Below are 16,694 nucleotides of genomic sequence, written 5' to 3'. Positions count from 1 at the left end.
CCAACCCTCAGTGCAAAGGTAGCTTGGAACCCTACAACAAAATGCCTGCTGCAGGGAAAGGACTAGTTGGTCGCCTCAAAGAGAGCAGCTAACGGCGTTTGATTTCACCTTGCGCATCGCCCCCCCATGAGAACTCACGGTTTCGAGTATAATTGGACCGATTTGGGATGCAAATTTGTATGCGATACGCGAACTATTCCGAGCTCACTCATCCGTAAATTGCCCCCCTGTTGGGGGAGTTCCCGACCCTCATGCCGATCAAAAATCAAGCCATTTGGGAAAGAATCGACCGCGAACTACTCGGCCAAAACTGCGTAACGTGCGGGTTATGCAGAGTTTGACGTCGATTTGGATGCAGGGGAGGACGATTAGTTCCCCCTGGAATGCTTGGAAATCAACCAGAAAACATTTCGAGAAAAATTTTGACGCAATTTGTAATCCTCCGGCACGAGTACCCGGCCGGCAATGAACGGCAAGACCACTGGGACCTACTCTTGGAGCCTCCAAAATCGGCAGGAGAAGCTCCACTGCTACTCTGTTTTGCCATTCCGTCGCCGATCAAGGACTGGGCCGGTGCCGTGGTTCAGAAACTTCCCGACCACCGTCGCCTCTACCTGCACTACGAAGGCCCTATCAGCGGCGATCGAGGATTGGTCAGAAGGATCGCGACCGGGGAAATCGAGTGGATCGAACACTCTTCGGACAGGGTCGAATGCATCCTCACTTCCATGCACCCGCCTGTTTTGCTGCACGACACCCCTCTCGACGCAGCACCGACGGAAACAGAAGAATTCGAACGGACATCCCCATCCCTGATGAAAACACTTCCCTACGAATGGAGCGCCCAACCGATTCGCTGCCGTATCGATCGACTCGCTGCGGAGAGCCGAGCAGATAGCGGAATCGGCAGCTTCCACCCCGCCGATCCAGAGCTGGATTCGTGGCGACTAACGTGGCAACCCTAAGTTTTCGTCCAATCGCGACGCTGGCGGCTGCTAGGAATTCCCATTTTTTTGCGGTACTTGGTAATGGTTCGGCGAGCGACACCCAAGCCATGTTTCTTGAGCTGCTCGACCAAATCGTCATCGCTAAGAGGATTCGATTTGTCTTCTTTGTCGATAATCTCTTGGAGCTTCATCCGAATCGTCTCGTACGCGACGTCTTCACCGTCCGCACTGGTTGTCCCAAAAACAAAGAATCGACGCAAAGGGAAAATACCGCGAGGAGTTTGTATCCATTTGTCATCGACCGCGCGGGAAACCGTGGTGACGTGCACTCCTACTTTGTCGGCAATCTGCTGCATTTTGAGCGGCTCAATCGCCTCGGGACCTTCGTCCAAAAACTTCTTCTGGTAATTGACAATCTCCTGTGAAACCTTTGTCAATGTCCTTTGCCGTTGCTGAATGGACTCGATCAACCACTGGGCGCTGCCAATCTTGCGCTTGATAAACTCCCGTTCCTCTTCCGTCGCTGTAGGATCCCCCAGCCTGCGTCGGTAGTACTCGCTGATACGAAGCGGGGGCAAGGAATCGTCCACCAATCGAACGGTGTACACTCCCTCTTCGTTCGGTTCCACAATCACATCGGGGGTCACCAACGGAACAATCACCTCCATGAAAGCCGCGCCCGGCTTCGGATTGAGGCGATGCAACTCTTCGCGGATCTCCTTGATCAGCTCCAACGAATACCCGGTCTTCTTTTGAATGACCGGCAAGCGATTCTCCGCGAGATCATCCAAATGCTGAGAAATGACCGTTCGCATTTCCTCCGACAAATAATCATCGGGACGGATCTGGTTGAGCAAACACTCCTGAAGCGTTCGAGCCGCAATCCCCGCAGGCTCCATCGACTGCACCACGGCCAAAGCGCGCTCCGCCACCTGCAAGTCCGCTGGCTTGTGGTCCGGTGGCAGAATGTCGGCCAGCGAGGTCTTCAAGTAACCACCGTCGCGGGCGTCCAAACAAGAAATAATCCGCTCGGCAATCCGCTCGACCTCCTCCTCGATATCCAACTCCGCCAATTGGTGAAGCAAGTAATCGTTGAGGGATTCAGGACGCTCGGCAGCGTTGGCCATCAAATCATGCGCTCGGTCCGCGTCTTCCTGCACCCGATTGCTCGAGCGACGAAAATCATCGAACGTGTCGGGCATGTCCCCGTCCATGTTCGCTAAACGCTCGAAGTCCTCGGCGTTAGACTGCCCGTCCTGAACCACTAACTCCTTCTCGTCCTCCGTCCGCGATGCGTTCGGATTGACGGTGTCGTCGTGCTCCTCGTCAGGCAAACTCTCATCCCGCTCCTCCACTTCGAGCATGGGATTCTCGTTCATTTCCTGCTCGATCCGCTCCTGCAATGCCAGAATCGGCAATTGCAAAATCTCCATCGACTGGATCATCCGTGGAGCCAGCTTCTGCGTTTGGATCTGGCGCGCTTCGAGTCCGAACGAAAGACGCATAATTCAGTTATGTCCCACTGATATAAAAGGAGTTGTACCCCTACACTGTACCACTTCAACAGCCGCAAGTGCAGACTTGTTCCGCAAAAAGTTCATGGGCGGAACGAAATTTGCTGCGTGCCACATGGCCCGCGGTAGCCTGGGAATCGATGTAGCAGATCGAACATGGAACCAAAACCTCAATTCGACTCCTCCCCAATCGAAGCCCCATTCGCCGAAGAAGATTCTTCACAGGTTACATTGCAGGACCTGCAGCAGCGCGTCGATACGTGGATCCGTACCATCGGTGTCCGCTATTTCAGCGAAATGACCAATTTGGCAGTCCTCATGGAAGAGGTGGGCGAACTCGCGCGGTTGATCGCCCGAACCTATGGCGATCAGAGCTTCAAGAAGTCCGATCTCGAGCGCGACCTCGCAGATGAAATGGCCGACATTCTCTTCGTTTTGGTCTGCTTGGCAAACCAAACGAATGTCGACCTCACCCAAGCCATCCTGAAGAACTTGGACAAGAAAACCAACCGAGACGCCGACCGCCACAAATCGAACCCAAAGCTTTCCAGCGGCGGATAATACTCTGACAATAAATACACGATCCTCCCTACACCCAGGAATTGAAAATGAGCCTCACCATCATGCGTCGGATCAAGTTCTGTGCCGGCCACCGCCTTTTCAAGCATGGTGGAAAGTGCGAGCACTTCCACGGCCACAACTACGTCGCGGATTTTTTTGTCACCGGGGAATCCCAAGACTCCGTTGGACGAGTCATGGACTTCTCCCACCTCAAATCCAAATGCAAAGGATGGCTCGACGAGCACTGGGACCACAGCTTTCTGGTTTACGAGAAAGACCAAAACGCCATCGAAGCACTCCAAATGGTCAAGCCATCGCGATTGTTCTTGATGCCCTATAACCCCACTGCCGAGAACATGGCCAGATACCTGCTCGAGGAAGTCTGCCCTCAACTGCTTGCCGACGTCGGAGCCATAGCGACGCGAGTCCGCATCTGGGAAACGGACGAGTCGTTCGCAGAAGCCGCGATCGATACCCGCGGCGATCTGGTGATCTCCTCCTTCGACGCCGATTCGACCGACCGCTAACGAATCGACTCGCCCACTTCCATTCGCCGGCTAGGTCTCCATTGCCTCTGTGAAACTCTTCTACACGGACCACTTCGAACTCCCGCTTCCCGATGGGCATCGGTTTCCGATGTCCAAGTATCGATTGCTGCGAGATAGAGTCGTGTCGAATCCCGTCCACGCGTCCGATGTGCTCCTTGTCCCCAACGCCGTATCCCGGCATCAACTTGGGCTTGCCCACTGCGACTCCTACATCGATCGCGTTCTCGCCGGCAGTCTCAGCGAACAGGAAATGAAACGGATCGGATTCCCCTGGTCCGAGAAAATGGTAGAACGCTCTCTCCGAAGCAGCGGGGCCACACTGGCTGCCGCCCGCGCCGCGATGTCGGAGGGATTGGCGGTGAATATGGCGGGTGGTACGCACCATGCAATGCGCGACGCGGGCGAAGGGTTCTGCGTGTTCAACGATGCTGCCGTCACCATCCGAACGTTGCTTGACGAACAAACGATTGGAAGCGCTCTGGTTGTCGATTGCGATGTTCACCAAGGAAATGGCACTGCACACATCATGGGAACAGACCCAAATGTCTTCACCTTTTCGATCCACGGTGCGAAAAACTTTCCACTCCGCAAACACCCGAGCTCCCTGGATGTCGATCTCCCCGATGGCACCACCGATCAGCCGTATCTCGACGCCCTCGAATCGGCTCTCCACCAATGCGACGCCGCTGGCCCTTTCGATCTCATGATCTACCTCGCAGGTGCGGATCCTTTTGAAAACGATCGACTCGGAAGACTCAAATTGACCAAAGCGGGACTATCCGCGCGCGACCAAATGGTCCTCGCATTTGCCAAAGAACGCAAAATACCAACTGCGATTGCAATGGCGGGGGGGTATGCTTTCGACATCCACGACATTGTCGATATCCACGCTCAGACCATCGCGATCGCATCGCAACTGTCTCGATCCTAGCCCTTTCCATGCCACCCATTTCCGGATCTCGCCTTGCCTGTTTACCCAAACTCATTCAGACTTTGGTGCACCCTTTTGTTCATCGCTGCGTTCGCGTTGCGATGCTCTGCCATCTTCCTCTCTTCCGATGCGCTGACAGACGATCCTGACGCATATCGCGCCCTTGCGATCACCTGGAGGACGACGGGTACCTTTGGTCTGACACATTCATCGGGAGTACGCCCTACTGCTTTTCGCCCTCCCTTGTATCCCGCGACGCTCGCTTTACTCGTTCGTCGAGGGTCCTCCCCCGATGCAGAGCTCCCATTCAACTCCGTCGCTCTTCTTCACGCTGCCCTCGGTGCTCTCACCTCGCTAGGAACAGCGATTTGTTTTTACATCTGGACGGGACGATGGGGGAGCGATTCTAGGCTGAGTCGATGGCGAATCATCCTGAGCCTCTCCGCAGGATTGTGGGTTACTCTCGATCCAATCCTCGTGAGACAATCGCAATTGATCATGACCGAAACATTGGCGACTTTCCTAACCGTTTTGACGATGCTCGGGATCCTCGTACGCTCGTCCCTTCCCATCTCGACCTCGGTAACGTGGCCATTCGTATTCGACTTGAGCCTGGGGATTCTCTTCGGTCTTCAATCTCTCTGCCGGCCAACGGCCATCGCTTGGTTACTGCTCTGGCTCGCAGGAGTTGCCCTGATCTCTCTTTCGAATGCCGAAAGATCGGAAAACCCGTCGCGCATCGAACGTTTCGACAACCTTCGTGGCGGAATGTCGATGATTCTTGGATGTTTGACAGGTTGGATCCTCGTGTTGCTCCCTTGGGGCCTACGAAACATGGACCAAAGCGGAGTTTTTCGAGTAACCACTACCCATGGTGGTTACACCCTGTTGCTGGCGAACAATCCATCGCTGTACGATCACTTTCAAACCAGTTGGTCTCGCTCCTGGGATGAAGCCCCCTTCTTCGAAAAGTGGGCCATTCAAAAAGCAAACGTACGCGGCGAACAATCCGAGGACGAACTTGCTCAGTCCATCGTTTGGCATACCATTCGCAACCGTCCCGCGGAATTCGCGAGGGCATGCGTGATAAGAATAGGCTGGCTGTGGGCGCTTTGGCCCAATCAGTCCAACACGATGGTCCAATTGGGGATCGGCATCTGGTACGGCATTTTGTACTTGTTGGCCTTGATAGGATGCTACCGATTGCTTGGTAATTGGAAGCGTGCTCCGTCCACTCGGCACGGCACTTGGTTGATGGCGTCAATTCTCCTTAGCGTCACGTTGGTCCACTCCGTCTATTGGAGCAACATGCGCATGCGATCGGTCTGCGTTCCCAGCCTAGCGATACTCGCGTCGCTCCCGTTTCTCCCCACGCGCTTAAACGAAAACACCACACCCGGTCGGAGTTAGCGATGGGGTGCGGTGCATCGATTGGTTTTATTCTCTTTCGACATCCGGTCGGAGCATCGATCAAGCGACTTGCTTCAAGAAACCTTCCAGCATCTTGGCGCGCACAGGGTTTTGCAGTTTAGCCACCGCCTTGGCCTCGATCTGACGAACACGTTCCCGGGTCACTTTGAAAATGCGACCGACTTCTTCCAGGGTGTAGGAGTATCCGTCGGTAAGGCCGTACCGAAGTCGAATAATCTCGCGTTCGCGATACGTGAGGGTCTTCAGCAACGAATCGATTCGATCGCGAAGAACCCCGTTGCTTGCATTGCGAACCGGATTGTCGCTGGCGGGATCTTCGAGAAACTCGCCAAACGCATTGTCTTCCCCTTCACCGACCGGACGGTCCAAACTGATAGGGCTGCGTCCAATATCCAGTACGCGTTGCACTTCCTCTACTGCCAATTGAGCGACTTCGGAAATCTCCAACATAGTCGGTTCGCGTCGGAGCTCTTGCGTGAGTTGCTTTTGAATATTCCTGAGCTTGCTCAACACATCGATCATATGAACGGGAATTCGAATCGTTCGCGCTTGATCGGAAATCGCTCGCGTGATGGCTTGGCGAATCCACCAAGTTGCATAGGTAGAGAATTTGAAACCGCGACGGTATTCGTACTTGTCCACGGCTCGCATCAAGCCTGTGTTGCCTTCTTGAATCAAATCCAAGAAGCTCAGCCCGCGATTGCGATACTTCTTCGCGATCGATACGACCAGACGGAGGTTACCGCTGGAGAGCTGCCGCTTGACGTTCTCATACTCTTTGAAGTTTCTGCGAAACTCTTCACAACGCGTTCGTAAAGAACGAGGGCTCTCCTGCGTGGTCATGATCAAGTGCCGGAGCTCGGAAACAAACCGGCTGAGCTCCATCGGATTGGATCCGGTACTGCGAAGGAACTGAATTCGGTTCTGCAGAAAGTCCATCCGTTGCGAGTACTGTTCCAACTGACGCATCAATGGAATCACACGGCGTGATCGCAGCGACAGCTCTTCTACCAACACCAAAGACTTGAGCCTGCGTCTCTGGTATTGCCGCCGTGCTGTCCCTTTTTCCTCTTCGCTGGTGCTGCGGCGTACAATGGTTTGGAAATCGTGACGATTCTCATCGATCAGCGCATCGAGAGTTCTCAGATTGTGGGGCATTCTCGCACTGATCTGCTCCTTGGTAAGCCGTTCGGTCAATGAAACCTTGATGGTTCGATCGAATGGTAGGGCTCCGTCGGCAACCTTGCGGAGGATCTCGACGGTGTGACGAAGTGCAAAGTCATTTCCCAGAACAGCGCGTCGGAACTTGCGACGTGTGATTTCGATCTTCTTAGCTAACGAAATCTCTTGCTCGCGGGTGAGCAAAGGAATCTCGCACATCTGGCTCAGATAAAGTCGAATAGGATCGTTGGTCAACCGCGGGGATGGTTCGTGACCAGTCGGTGCACCCGGGCCGTCTGTAACCTTGTCGGCGGCACTCTTGGCGACGGCAGATTCGACGTCGTCGACGATCTCTACCCCTGCTCGCTCCAGAGCAAAGAGAAGTTGATCCAATTTGTCGGCACTATTGGCTTCGTCAGGGAGATAATTGTTGACTTGATCGTAGGTCAAGAAACCTTGCGTACGACCGAGATCCAACAATTGCTGCAAATCAAACGCTTGCACTTCCACGGCATCAACTCCTTTTGACAGTGGTCTTCGTTGTCGACGAAAGAAGCATCCGCTGCTCTTTCGTTTGGGTCAACAACGCTGGGTTCTTACGGGGTATCTGTCTCGACCAACCCATGCTTCAATCGAGCTTGTTGCACGATTTGTGCAAGAAGATCGATTGCGGTATTGTCGTCGATGTGTTTGTTCTCCAACATGCTTATCTGCTGACGGCGATGAGCTCGATCCTCTTGACCGCTCAATCGTTCGCAAAGCGAGTGGAGCCGTTCCTCGGGACTCAACTTCGAATAAGACAACTTTTCAGCTGCCTTCGATTCGACGCTGACCAAGACGCTTTTGACTCCTGCGTCTTCGACTGCCGAGAGAACACTTTCAAAGTCTAACGTGTGTCCGGCGAGTTCCAAGTCTAAATAGGTTTGAAATATCGTTTTTGCTGTATGACAGCTCAAGTTCGCGACGGGGAATCGTTCGATGGCCATGGGTACCAAATCGGCGTACAAAACCATCACCTCGAACAACTCGCATTCGATAGCATTCATCTCCGAATAACGGCATACGGCGGCCTCGTTTTCGAAACGCGAGCCGCTGCTATCGATCGCCTTTCCACTGTTTGGCGCAGCGAGTTGTTCGGAAACACTCGCGCCTCGCTCTCCGATGATCCGTTCGTTCGGTGTAGAGGTCTTGGCAAAGTTTTGGCGAAACTCCTGCCGCTGCTTGGCTCGCTCGGCTGCACTTCGCCGGATGGACTCCATCCGCATGCGAATCTCAGACGGCTCGATACCAAACTGGCGTCCCAATCGTGCAATTAGCTGATCGTGCCGAAGACGCAGTGCTTCATTTGAAAGCAAGGAATCCTTGCTAACCCGCGACATGGTTTCCAAGACATCTTCCAAGGCGGTATTGGCCCGGTGCGTGTCGAGCAATGGATCGAATCCCTGGCAAACGACCCGCAATTTGTGTTCGAGCGCGTCGACGGCACCTTTGACCAGTTCCTGCAACTCGCCGCCCGATCGCTTCAGCAGGAAGTCGCAGGGGTCCATTCCATCTGGCAAAGTTAAGATCCGCAAATCCATTTGCTCGGTGACAAAGAGTTCAAGGATCTCGCGCGTTCTGCGCTGCCCGGCTTCGTCTCCGTCCAACAGCAATACCACCGAATCGCAATAGCGTCGCAGCAGCTTGATCTGATGCTCGCCGAGCGCCGTACCACAGCAGGCGACTGCATTGCCGATGCCGTGCTGCACCGACATGATGACGTCGGTGTAGCCTTCCATCACAATCGCTTGCTTCGCTTTCACGATGGAGTCGCGAGCCAAATCGAGGCCGTACAATTGATGGCTCTTGTGATAGAGCCGCGTCTCGCTGCAGTTCACATACTTGGCGACATCTGCACTTGCCCCAGGGAGCACGCGCCCCCCTACGGCGATCGGACGGGACTGAACATCGCGAATCGGAAATATCGCTCGATTGCGGAATCGATCGTAACGGGAACCTCGCTCCCCTCGTGCCGCCAATCCCACATACTCGAGCAAATCGGCTCCAATCCCTTTGCTGCTCGCCCGATCGATCAACCAGGACCAGCTCTCCGGTGCAAATCCCAGTTGAAACTTGCGAATACTCTCGTCAGACAATCCCCGGTCTTGTAGATACTGGCGGGCCGCTGCCCCTTCGGGGGCGTGCAACAAGCACTGCTGGAATTCTTGGACCGCCCAAGCCATCGCGTCATACAAACGCTTCTTGTCGTCTCGGTTTCCTTTCCCTTTGTCCTCTTCCAGCACGATACCAACGCGGTCGGCTAGCATACGTAGGGCTTCGGGAAAACCGACATTCTCCCGCTTCATCACCCAACTGAAGACGTCCCCCCCGATGTCGCAAACCCAACACTTCCAAGTCTGACGCTCAGGATTGATCTGAAGACTCGGGCGGCGATCGTCGTGGAAAGGACAAGCCGCCACAAACCCGCGGCCCTGCCGACGGAGCTCCGTGTAGCTGCTAATCAAGTCAACAATGTTGACCGATAGGCGAACTCTGTCTTTGACTTCGTTGTCTATCGCGAAGGACACTGGTATCTCCTAGCAAACCAACTCGATGCCATGCAGCAAGCTCGATTCGCGTGTCTCTTCCAGGTGCGGGGCCTGTGCCCGTTGCCATCGCCCAGCCTCGACGTTCCGGACGTCGGAGCAATTTTGGGTCGGCGACGCAAGAGCAGTTGAGTCATCCGTAACTCGGGGGAAGAGTATGGTGCGATTCGAATGACCGAGTCAACATCAGTTTCTACAATTCGTAAAGATTACGCACTCCTCACGAAACCGATTTCATAGTACCCTTTTTGCTCGCAAATAGAAGCCTTCGATCTTCCCTCTACAGAACCTGATGAAGCATGTTCGAACACCTGCCGATCGCTCCTCCTGATTCCATCCTCGGACTCGCCGATGCCTTCGCAAAGGATCCGCGCCCTGGGAAAATCAATCTCACCGTCGGCGTCTACAAAACCGAAGATGGCGCGACGCCGATCTTGGCAACCGTCAAAAAGGCGGAGGTGAAGCTTCTCAACACGGAAAACACGAAAGGTTACATGCCGATCGAAGGCCACACCGAATACCTTCGCGGGGTCGTCGACTTGGTCTTCGGTTCCGAACTGGACCACGCTCGGGTGGCCGCAGCCCAAACCCCAGGTGGAACAGGTGCCCTCCGCGTCGGTGCCGATACCGTGGCCAAACATTTTCCCGGAACTCGTATTTGGCTAAGCAACCCCACTTGGGCGAACCACGGCTCCATCTTCCAAGCTGCGGGCCTCGAACCAGTCGTCTACTCCTACCTTTCCTCCGACAAAACCTCGCTCGACTTCGCCGCCATGGTCCAAGACCTGGAATCGAACGGACGACGCGGCGATCTGGTCTGCCTCCACGCCTGTTGCCACAACCCAACCGGCATCGACCCCACCCTCGCACAGTGGGAACAAATCGCGGAATTACTCGCTCGCAAAGGGATGATCCCCTTCGTCGACTTCGCTTACCAAGGCTTCGGAGATGGACTGGAGGAGGATGCAAAGCCCCTGCACACCCTGCTCAAAAAGAACCCGGAGGCCATTGTTTGCAGCTCCTTCTCCAAGAACTTCGGCCTCTACTCCGAACGCGTCGGGGCCGTCATGCTCGTTGGGTCCGAGGCATCCAAAACGGAAGCTGCCTTGAGCCAAATTCGACAGGCGATCCGCTGCAACTACAGCAATCCGCCTCGCCACGGTGCCTCCACCGTGGCCACCATCCTCTCCGATCCAGCCCTCCGCACCGAGTGGGTCGCGGAAGTCAATGGAATGCGTAATCGCATCTCGCAAATGAGAACCATGTTCATCGAAGGAATGAAAAAGACAGGCATCGACCGCGATTTCTCCTTCCTCGCGAGCCAAAAAGGAATGTTCTCCTACAGTGGCCTGAACAACATGCAAGCGGATTGGCTCAAAAGCGAGCAGGCAATCTATATTGTCGGCACCGGTCGTATCAACGTCGCCGGCATGGCCCCCCAAACCATGGATACACTCTGCAACGCTATCGCGGACTGCCTTCGCGCAACCCGATAGCCACCAACGATCTTCCGATCACGTTCCGCCCCCCGTCACTCGGAGATCGTCTTCCTCGACTCGTGGGGCCATTCCGAGGAAGGTGCATTCGCATCATTTCGGGGAAGGACGAATTCAAATGTCGTCCCTTCCCCCACTTGCGATCGAACGTGAATCGTCCCCCCGTGCTCTTGAGCAATCTTGAGACTCACCGGCAACCCTAGCCCCGTCCCTCGGCTCCCCTTATTCGACTCAAACATCGAAAAAATCCGCTCGAGATCGCTTTCTGGAATTCCGATGCCATTGTCGGTCACCAGCACCGCGACATTCTCTGCATCGGATTGGAGCGCCAGCTGCACGCGGCCCCCCTCCTTCTCCTTGCAAGCATCGATGGCATTGCTCACCAAATTGAGAATGCCCCGATGAATCGCTTCGGAGTCCAACATGAGCCGTATCTCGGACTCGGGACGCTCCCACGCCACCTCGGTCCCCGAATCGACCGCAGCGGAACGTGCCAATTCGACGACATCATCAAGTAACTCTCGCAAATCGATCTGCTGCCGGACGGGTACTCGATCCTTGCTCATCGTGAGCATGTCCATGACGAGAGACTCGATCCGTTCGTGATTCCGGCCACAGATTCGCCAACCCTTCAAGATGGTCGATAAATCCTCGCGTTTGACCCCCTCGTCGACCAAGTAACTCCCGCCCTTGAGGCCCTGCACAATATTCTTGATGTGATGCGAGAGGGTCGCGATGGTTTGCCCCATCACCGCCAACCGCTCCGCCTGGACCATGTTCTGATAAAAATGCGTGTCCTCGATCGCCAAGGCCGCTTGATGGCCTATCGCCACCAACAGTTTCAAATGCTCTTCATGGAAAACGCGGTCTGTCCGCGACGCGTACTTGCCCGCCGAAGTTGTCGTGTCGATATAGATGATTCCGACCACTCCGTAACGCCCCTTCATGGGAACGCATATCGCCTCGCGGATCCCTCCCGCTGAAATACTGACGCTTGGGTTCCAACGATCGTCTTCGCAAGCGTCGCTGGTGAGCACCCCTTCGCCATGCTTGGTCACGTATTCCAAAATCGTCTTGCTGATCGCCATCCGCGACGAAATTCCCGATCGCCGATTCTTGCGACAACTAGGACGCAATTCTCCGGAATCGCTATCGAGCAGCATGATGCACCCTCGATCGCACTGCACCCACTGGAAAATCAATTCCAAGATCTGATGCAAAAGCTGGTCGATATCCATCGTCCTGCTCACCGCGAGCGATGTGCGGTACATAATCTCCCACAGACTGCGGGACGTGGCGTCGTTACCGGGCGATGGCGGCCCCGGCAGGATCTCATTGGATGATCCCTCCGCATTCCAATCCGCCGTTTGATCGGCGAGCGGAGCGTCCGCGAAAAGCCGCCCGACAATTTGAGAAGCGTCTTCCACCGAAGGCGGGACGATTGCGACCTCACCGTCCAAAATCTTGGATCGGCGAATCTTTCGAACAAACAACAACATCTGCTTGCCGATCTGAATCCGATCCCCACTGGTCAGTTTGCTTTCACTGACCCGCTGGTCGTTTATAAACGTGCCGTTGCTGCTCCCGAGATCCCGGATCCAATATTGCCCTTCCCGAAACTCGATCACCGCATGATTGCGCGAGGTTTCGGAGTCGCTGAGATGAATCTCGCACTGGCTATCCCGACCAATGCGTTTGGCCCCCTCTTGGAGCGTGAATTGATGCCCCGCGCGAACTCCTCGAACGACCGTAATGACCGCCATGCTGCTCTTCGATCTACTGCTTGCGTGTGATGTATGCAAGAAACCTCCAGGAGACCGCCCTTGCTTCAATCGGCCGAATCGTCCCCATCATCCCCCGACATGATACATCATCTGACCCTTGCAAGCTTTGCGTCCCCTTTTTTCTCGTACTCCTAGAGAGCGGAAGAGGTTTCTCGCAAAGGCGCAAAGACCGCAACGAAGAGTGGGAGCAGGGGAAGGATGGATCACAGACTGGAAATCCCAATTCGCAGGGACATAAAAAAAGATTTATAGGTCCAATGTTAGGTGGCACTCTCCCCATCTCTCATTCCCACCCCCAATCTTCCCTCTGCGAGCTTGGCGCCGTGGCGCGCCACTTCCCCCCAGCAGAACCGAAGAGGTTTCTCGCAAAGGCGCAAAGACCGCAACGAAGAGTGGGAACAGGAGAAGGATGGATCCAAGATTCAAAGGGCAAATGTTAGATGGCACTCTCCCCATCTCTCATTCCCACCCCCTGTCTTCCCTCTGCGAGCTTGGCGCCGTGGCGCGCCCCTTCCCCCAGCAGAACCGAAGAGGTTTCTCGCAAAGGCGCAAAGACCGCAACGAAGAGTGGGAGCAGGAGAAGGAAGGATCCCAGTCTGAAAATCCCAAGCCGCTGGCATATCAAAAACGATTCATAGGGCAAATATTGATCAGAGACCATGCCCATATCTCATTCCCCCCCTCTTCCCTTTGCGGGCTTGGCGCCTTGGCGCGCCACTTCCCCCCGCTTCTAACGATTCACCATATTAAACCCTGCTGCGGTCGCCATCTGCGGGATTTCTTGGCAGCATCCGGACATGGCTTCCAGCAGACTCTTCTGATCCAAGTAGTTCAAGATGGCAACTCGCAAATCCACCGGAAGATGCGACAGCTTGAACATGTTGTGATTGGTGCCCGATCGATAGACCAGGGTCTCATACCAGTTCTGGGGAATATTCGGCTCGTAGATATCGAGCTTCGCACCCAACTTGTGAAGCGGCGTTGGGAAACTTTTTTGCTCAATCGCGCTAGCATACATGCGAGCATACGACGCCAGCCGTTGCTGCTGTCTCGCATACTGGGTTGCCGCCCCCGCAGCATGCTCATCGTATTCTTGATACATGGCCACCACAAACTGCTGAACCGACAAAACTCTCGGACGCTTCGACGCCGGAGTATCCAGCCCTACAGCTTCGATCGTGACATCCAACAAATCGGCACGCCATGACGAAGGGACTTCAAAAACAATCCGAAACGGCCGCGCTCCCTCAAGAGTGCTTTGCGAGGATTGCTTGACCTTAAAGTAAACACCTCGTCGCCGATCCAATGTCCCAGAAGCAGTCGACAATTCCATCGCTGGCTTCTTCGCATAGATAACCGTTTCATGCGCATTGTCATGGCCGTACGCGTAACCTTGAATCGTTCCAGCCCCCGGATAGCCACCCATCCCCCGAATTGCCGCTTCACGAACTCGATCGGAGTCTTGCGTGATCTGCATCGGCCCCAAAATCTCGCTTTGCAACTCTGTCCGCGGCGAATAATCCGCAACCTGAACATCCTCGTGACGGCTCACCATCTTCACCGTGAACTCGGTCACACGCGAGGAATCTCCCGGCGTAAACAATGCCGAAACGTCGAGCTGGACTTCCACCATCCTCGAATTGGGCATCTGCCCCATGATTCCGAGTTGCCCCACCTCCCGAGCCGCAACCACTGGGTTCACATCAAAAGCGACTTGACCCCAAGCCCGTTGGGCTTCGGTCACCAGCCACATCATTACGAACGAAAGAACAACCGACCGAACCCGTGCAACCGTATTGTGAACGACGCGTTTCATACCATGCCCTCCTTGACGATCAGCCTGACGCAACCATCGCGCCCCTGCCATCGCTTCGAACTAGTGTGTTGGATCAATCCTGAGGATCCCTGCACATCCGACACTCTTTGCAACCGGAATAAGCCCGCTTATCGTTTCCGTTGCAATTGCCGTTCCATCCTGGAAGGTAGCATCCAAATTATTCAAGATCGCGTGTTTGGACTTCGCTGTTTTTCCCAAGCGTTAAATCTTTCCACGCACTCGCTTCACGTGCATGGAAATACTAACAATGGCTTACCAAAAGACAATGAAAAGTGTCTCCAATTGCAACGCAACGATCGTTTGAAACCCAAAATGGCAGGGGGTTGATCGCAGGTGCGATAGGCTATATCGTCCATCTTTCCTAATTCATCCAGACCGAGCCCGCTTGCATTCCCCAGATGTCACATCTTTACCGAACCGTAATTGGACTTGAAGTCCATGTCCAACTGAAGACAGCGACGAAGTTGTTCTGTCGATGCCGCACCGATTTTGGAGCCTCGCCAAACACCCAAGTCTGCCCGGTTTGCCTCGGCCTCCCCGGCTCCCTCCCGGTTCTGAACGATACCGCGATCCGATACGCTCTTCGCGCCGGAATCGGTCTTCACTCCGAAATCGCACGTTTCACGAAATGGGACCGAAAGAACTACTTCTATCCCGATCTCCCAAAAGGCTACCAAACCAGCCAGTTCGATCTGCCCATTTGCGGGCCCGGATATCTCGAAATCGAATCGCTCGATGACACAGGGGCTCCTTGCCCAAAGAAAATTCGCATCCTCCGCGCTCACCTGGAAGAGGACGCTGGCAAGAGCCTACACGATGAAGTAGCCGGTAAAGCGGACACGCGAATCGATCTCAACCGGGCCGGAACTCCTTTGCTCGAAATCGTATCGGAACCCGATCTCCGAAGCGCAGAAGATGCCAAAAACTATCTCGTTGAAATGCGCCTCCTCATGATGTACTTAGGTATCACGGATGGCAACATGCAGGAAGGCTCGCTCCGCGCCGATGCGAACGTAAACCTCCACATCCAACGCGACGGAAAGTGGGTCGCCACCCCGATTGTTGAAATCAAAAACCTAAACAGCTTCCGTTCCGTTGAACGCGCGATCCAGTACGAAAGCCAACGCCAATACGAACAATTCCTCGCCGACGGGAAAACGATTGGTGAAGCCCCCAAGCAGACGAGAGGGTGGGATGACGACGCGGGCGTGACCGAAATGCAACGCGAGAAAGAAGATTCAGCGGACTATCGATATTTCCCTTGCCCAGATCTCGTTCCTGTTCTGATCTCCGATGCCGATATCGCACGCGAACAACCCGCCGCGGCGATCACTCCACGCTCGGCTCGCGAAAATCTCGTCGGCTCCCTCGGACTCCGACCCGCCGACGCGGAAATTCTTATTCAACAAGGCCGTGAGACGGTGGAGTACTTCCTCGCTGTTGTCAAAGCTGGAGCAACTCCCAAACGCGCGATCGCTTGGATGCTCCAAGACGTGCTGCGGATCCTGAATGATCGTGCCATCTCTGTCGCCGAATTCCCCATCCCAGCCTCCGCCTTGGCCCTTATCCTCATCGCCATCGAAAAAGGAACCCTCGACACAGCCCGCGGACGCGAAGTGTTTGCAAAACTTCTCGATGCACCGGAGCAAGCGGTCGAAGCCCTGATTCAAGCGCACGGCGTGGTGGCCGTCGATGCAGGCGAGCTGGAGTCTCTGTGCCGGGAGCTCTTAAACGAGAACCCCGATGTGATTGCGAAGGTCAAATCAGGGAATGCGAAAGCCATCTCGGCGTTGATCGGTCAAGCCCGCAAGAAGAACAAGAATGCGGACCCGAGGCAGGTCCAAGAAACCTGCCTCCAACTCATCGAAACGTCCTACTAAGCTGAAATCAGACCGCGGC

Annotated in this window: 12 protein-coding genes; 7 read left to right on the top strand and 5 right to left on the bottom strand. The window is 54.9% G+C overall.

Annotated features, from left to right (window positions below; genetic code table 11):
- Positions 1–422: 422 nt before the first annotated feature.
- Positions 423–965: a hypothetical protein gene (locus VN12_RS21885; protein ID WP_146678798.1), complete on the top strand. Its 543-nt coding sequence runs from the start codon at positions 423–425 to the stop codon at positions 963–965.
- Here the strand turns inward: VN12_RS21885 and rpoN are convergent.
- On the bottom strand, positions 962–2,452 hold the full coding sequence (gene rpoN / locus VN12_RS21880; protein ID WP_146678797.1) for an RNA polymerase factor sigma-54: 1,491 nt from the start codon (positions 2,450–2,452) through the stop codon (positions 962–964). The genes VN12_RS21885 and rpoN overlap by 4 nt on opposite strands.
- A 165-nt stretch (positions 2,453–2,617) precedes the next feature.
- Between rpoN and VN12_RS21875 the strand changes: the two genes are divergently transcribed.
- From VN12_RS21875 to VN12_RS21860, 4 genes are read left to right on the top strand one after another with little or no spacing between them, the layout of a single operon-like run.
- On the top strand, positions 2,618–3,022 hold the full coding sequence (locus tag VN12_RS21875; RefSeq protein ID WP_146678796.1) for a nucleotide pyrophosphohydrolase: 405 nt from the start codon (positions 2,618–2,620) through the stop codon (positions 3,020–3,022).
- A 47-nt stretch (positions 3,023–3,069) separates the two neighbouring features.
- Complete coding sequence (locus VN12_RS21870) at positions 3,070–3,549, top strand: 6-pyruvoyl trahydropterin synthase family protein (protein WP_146678795.1); 480 nt, start codon at positions 3,070–3,072, stop codon at positions 3,547–3,549.
- 49 nt (positions 3,550–3,598) lie between these two features.
- Complete coding sequence (locus tag VN12_RS21865) at positions 3,599–4,501, top strand: histone deacetylase (RefSeq protein ID WP_146678794.1); 903 nt, start codon at positions 3,599–3,601, stop codon at positions 4,499–4,501.
- 33 nt (positions 4,502–4,534) lie between these two features.
- The gene (locus tag VN12_RS21860) at positions 4,535–5,911 is read left to right on the top strand and encodes a hypothetical protein (protein ID WP_146678793.1); all 1,377 of its coding nucleotides are present in this window, start codon (positions 4,535–4,537) and stop codon (positions 5,909–5,911) included.
- A 60-nt stretch (positions 5,912–5,971) separates the two neighbouring features.
- Here the strand turns inward: VN12_RS21860 and VN12_RS21855 are convergent, their stop codons facing one another.
- Both VN12_RS21855 and dnaG read right to left on the bottom strand, forming a co-directional pair.
- Positions 5,972–7,603: a sigma-70 family RNA polymerase sigma factor gene (locus VN12_RS21855; protein ID WP_146678792.1), complete on the bottom strand. Its 1,632-nt coding sequence runs from the start codon at positions 7,601–7,603 to the stop codon at positions 5,972–5,974.
- Between the two features lie 86 nt (positions 7,604–7,689).
- The gene (gene dnaG, locus VN12_RS21850; RefSeq protein ID WP_168164566.1) at positions 7,690–9,660 is read right to left on the bottom strand and encodes a DNA primase; all 1,971 of its coding nucleotides are present in this window, start codon (positions 9,658–9,660) and stop codon (positions 7,690–7,692) included.
- A 317-nt stretch (positions 9,661–9,977) separates the two neighbouring features.
- Here dnaG and VN12_RS21845 point away from each other — a divergent pair, with 317 nt between their 5' ends.
- On the top strand, positions 9,978–11,174 hold the full coding sequence (locus VN12_RS21845) for an amino acid aminotransferase (protein WP_146678790.1): 1,197 nt from the start codon (positions 9,978–9,980) through the stop codon (positions 11,172–11,174).
- 35 nt (positions 11,175–11,209) lie between these two features.
- On the opposite strand, the gene VN12_RS21840 is transcribed toward VN12_RS21845, so the two are convergent.
- Positions 11,210–12,937, bottom strand: a complete 1,728-nt coding sequence (locus tag VN12_RS21840) for an ATP-binding protein (RefSeq protein ID WP_146678789.1) — start codon at positions 12,935–12,937, stop codon at positions 11,210–11,212.
- 751 nt (positions 12,938–13,688) lie between these two features.
- Positions 13,689–14,774 (bottom strand): hypothetical protein, encoded by a 1,086-nt coding sequence (locus VN12_RS21835; RefSeq protein WP_146678788.1) that lies wholly within the window; start codon positions 14,772–14,774, stop codon positions 13,689–13,691.
- A 419-nt stretch (positions 14,775–15,193) separates the two neighbouring features.
- Between VN12_RS21835 and gatB the strand changes: the two genes are divergently transcribed.
- A complete protein-coding gene (gene gatB, locus VN12_RS21830) occupies positions 15,194–16,675 on the top strand; it encodes an Asp-tRNA(Asn)/Glu-tRNA(Gln) amidotransferase subunit GatB (RefSeq protein WP_146678787.1) in 1,482 nt (493 codons plus the stop codon).
- Positions 16,676–16,694 lie beyond the last annotated feature (19 nt).

Source organism: Pirellula sp. SH-Sr6A (assembly GCF_001610875.1).
In the GTDB taxonomy this organism is placed as follows: domain Bacteria; phylum Planctomycetota; class Planctomycetia; order Pirellulales; family Pirellulaceae; genus JBKCUI01.
This window is presented reverse-complemented; position numbering and strand designations above follow the sequence as displayed.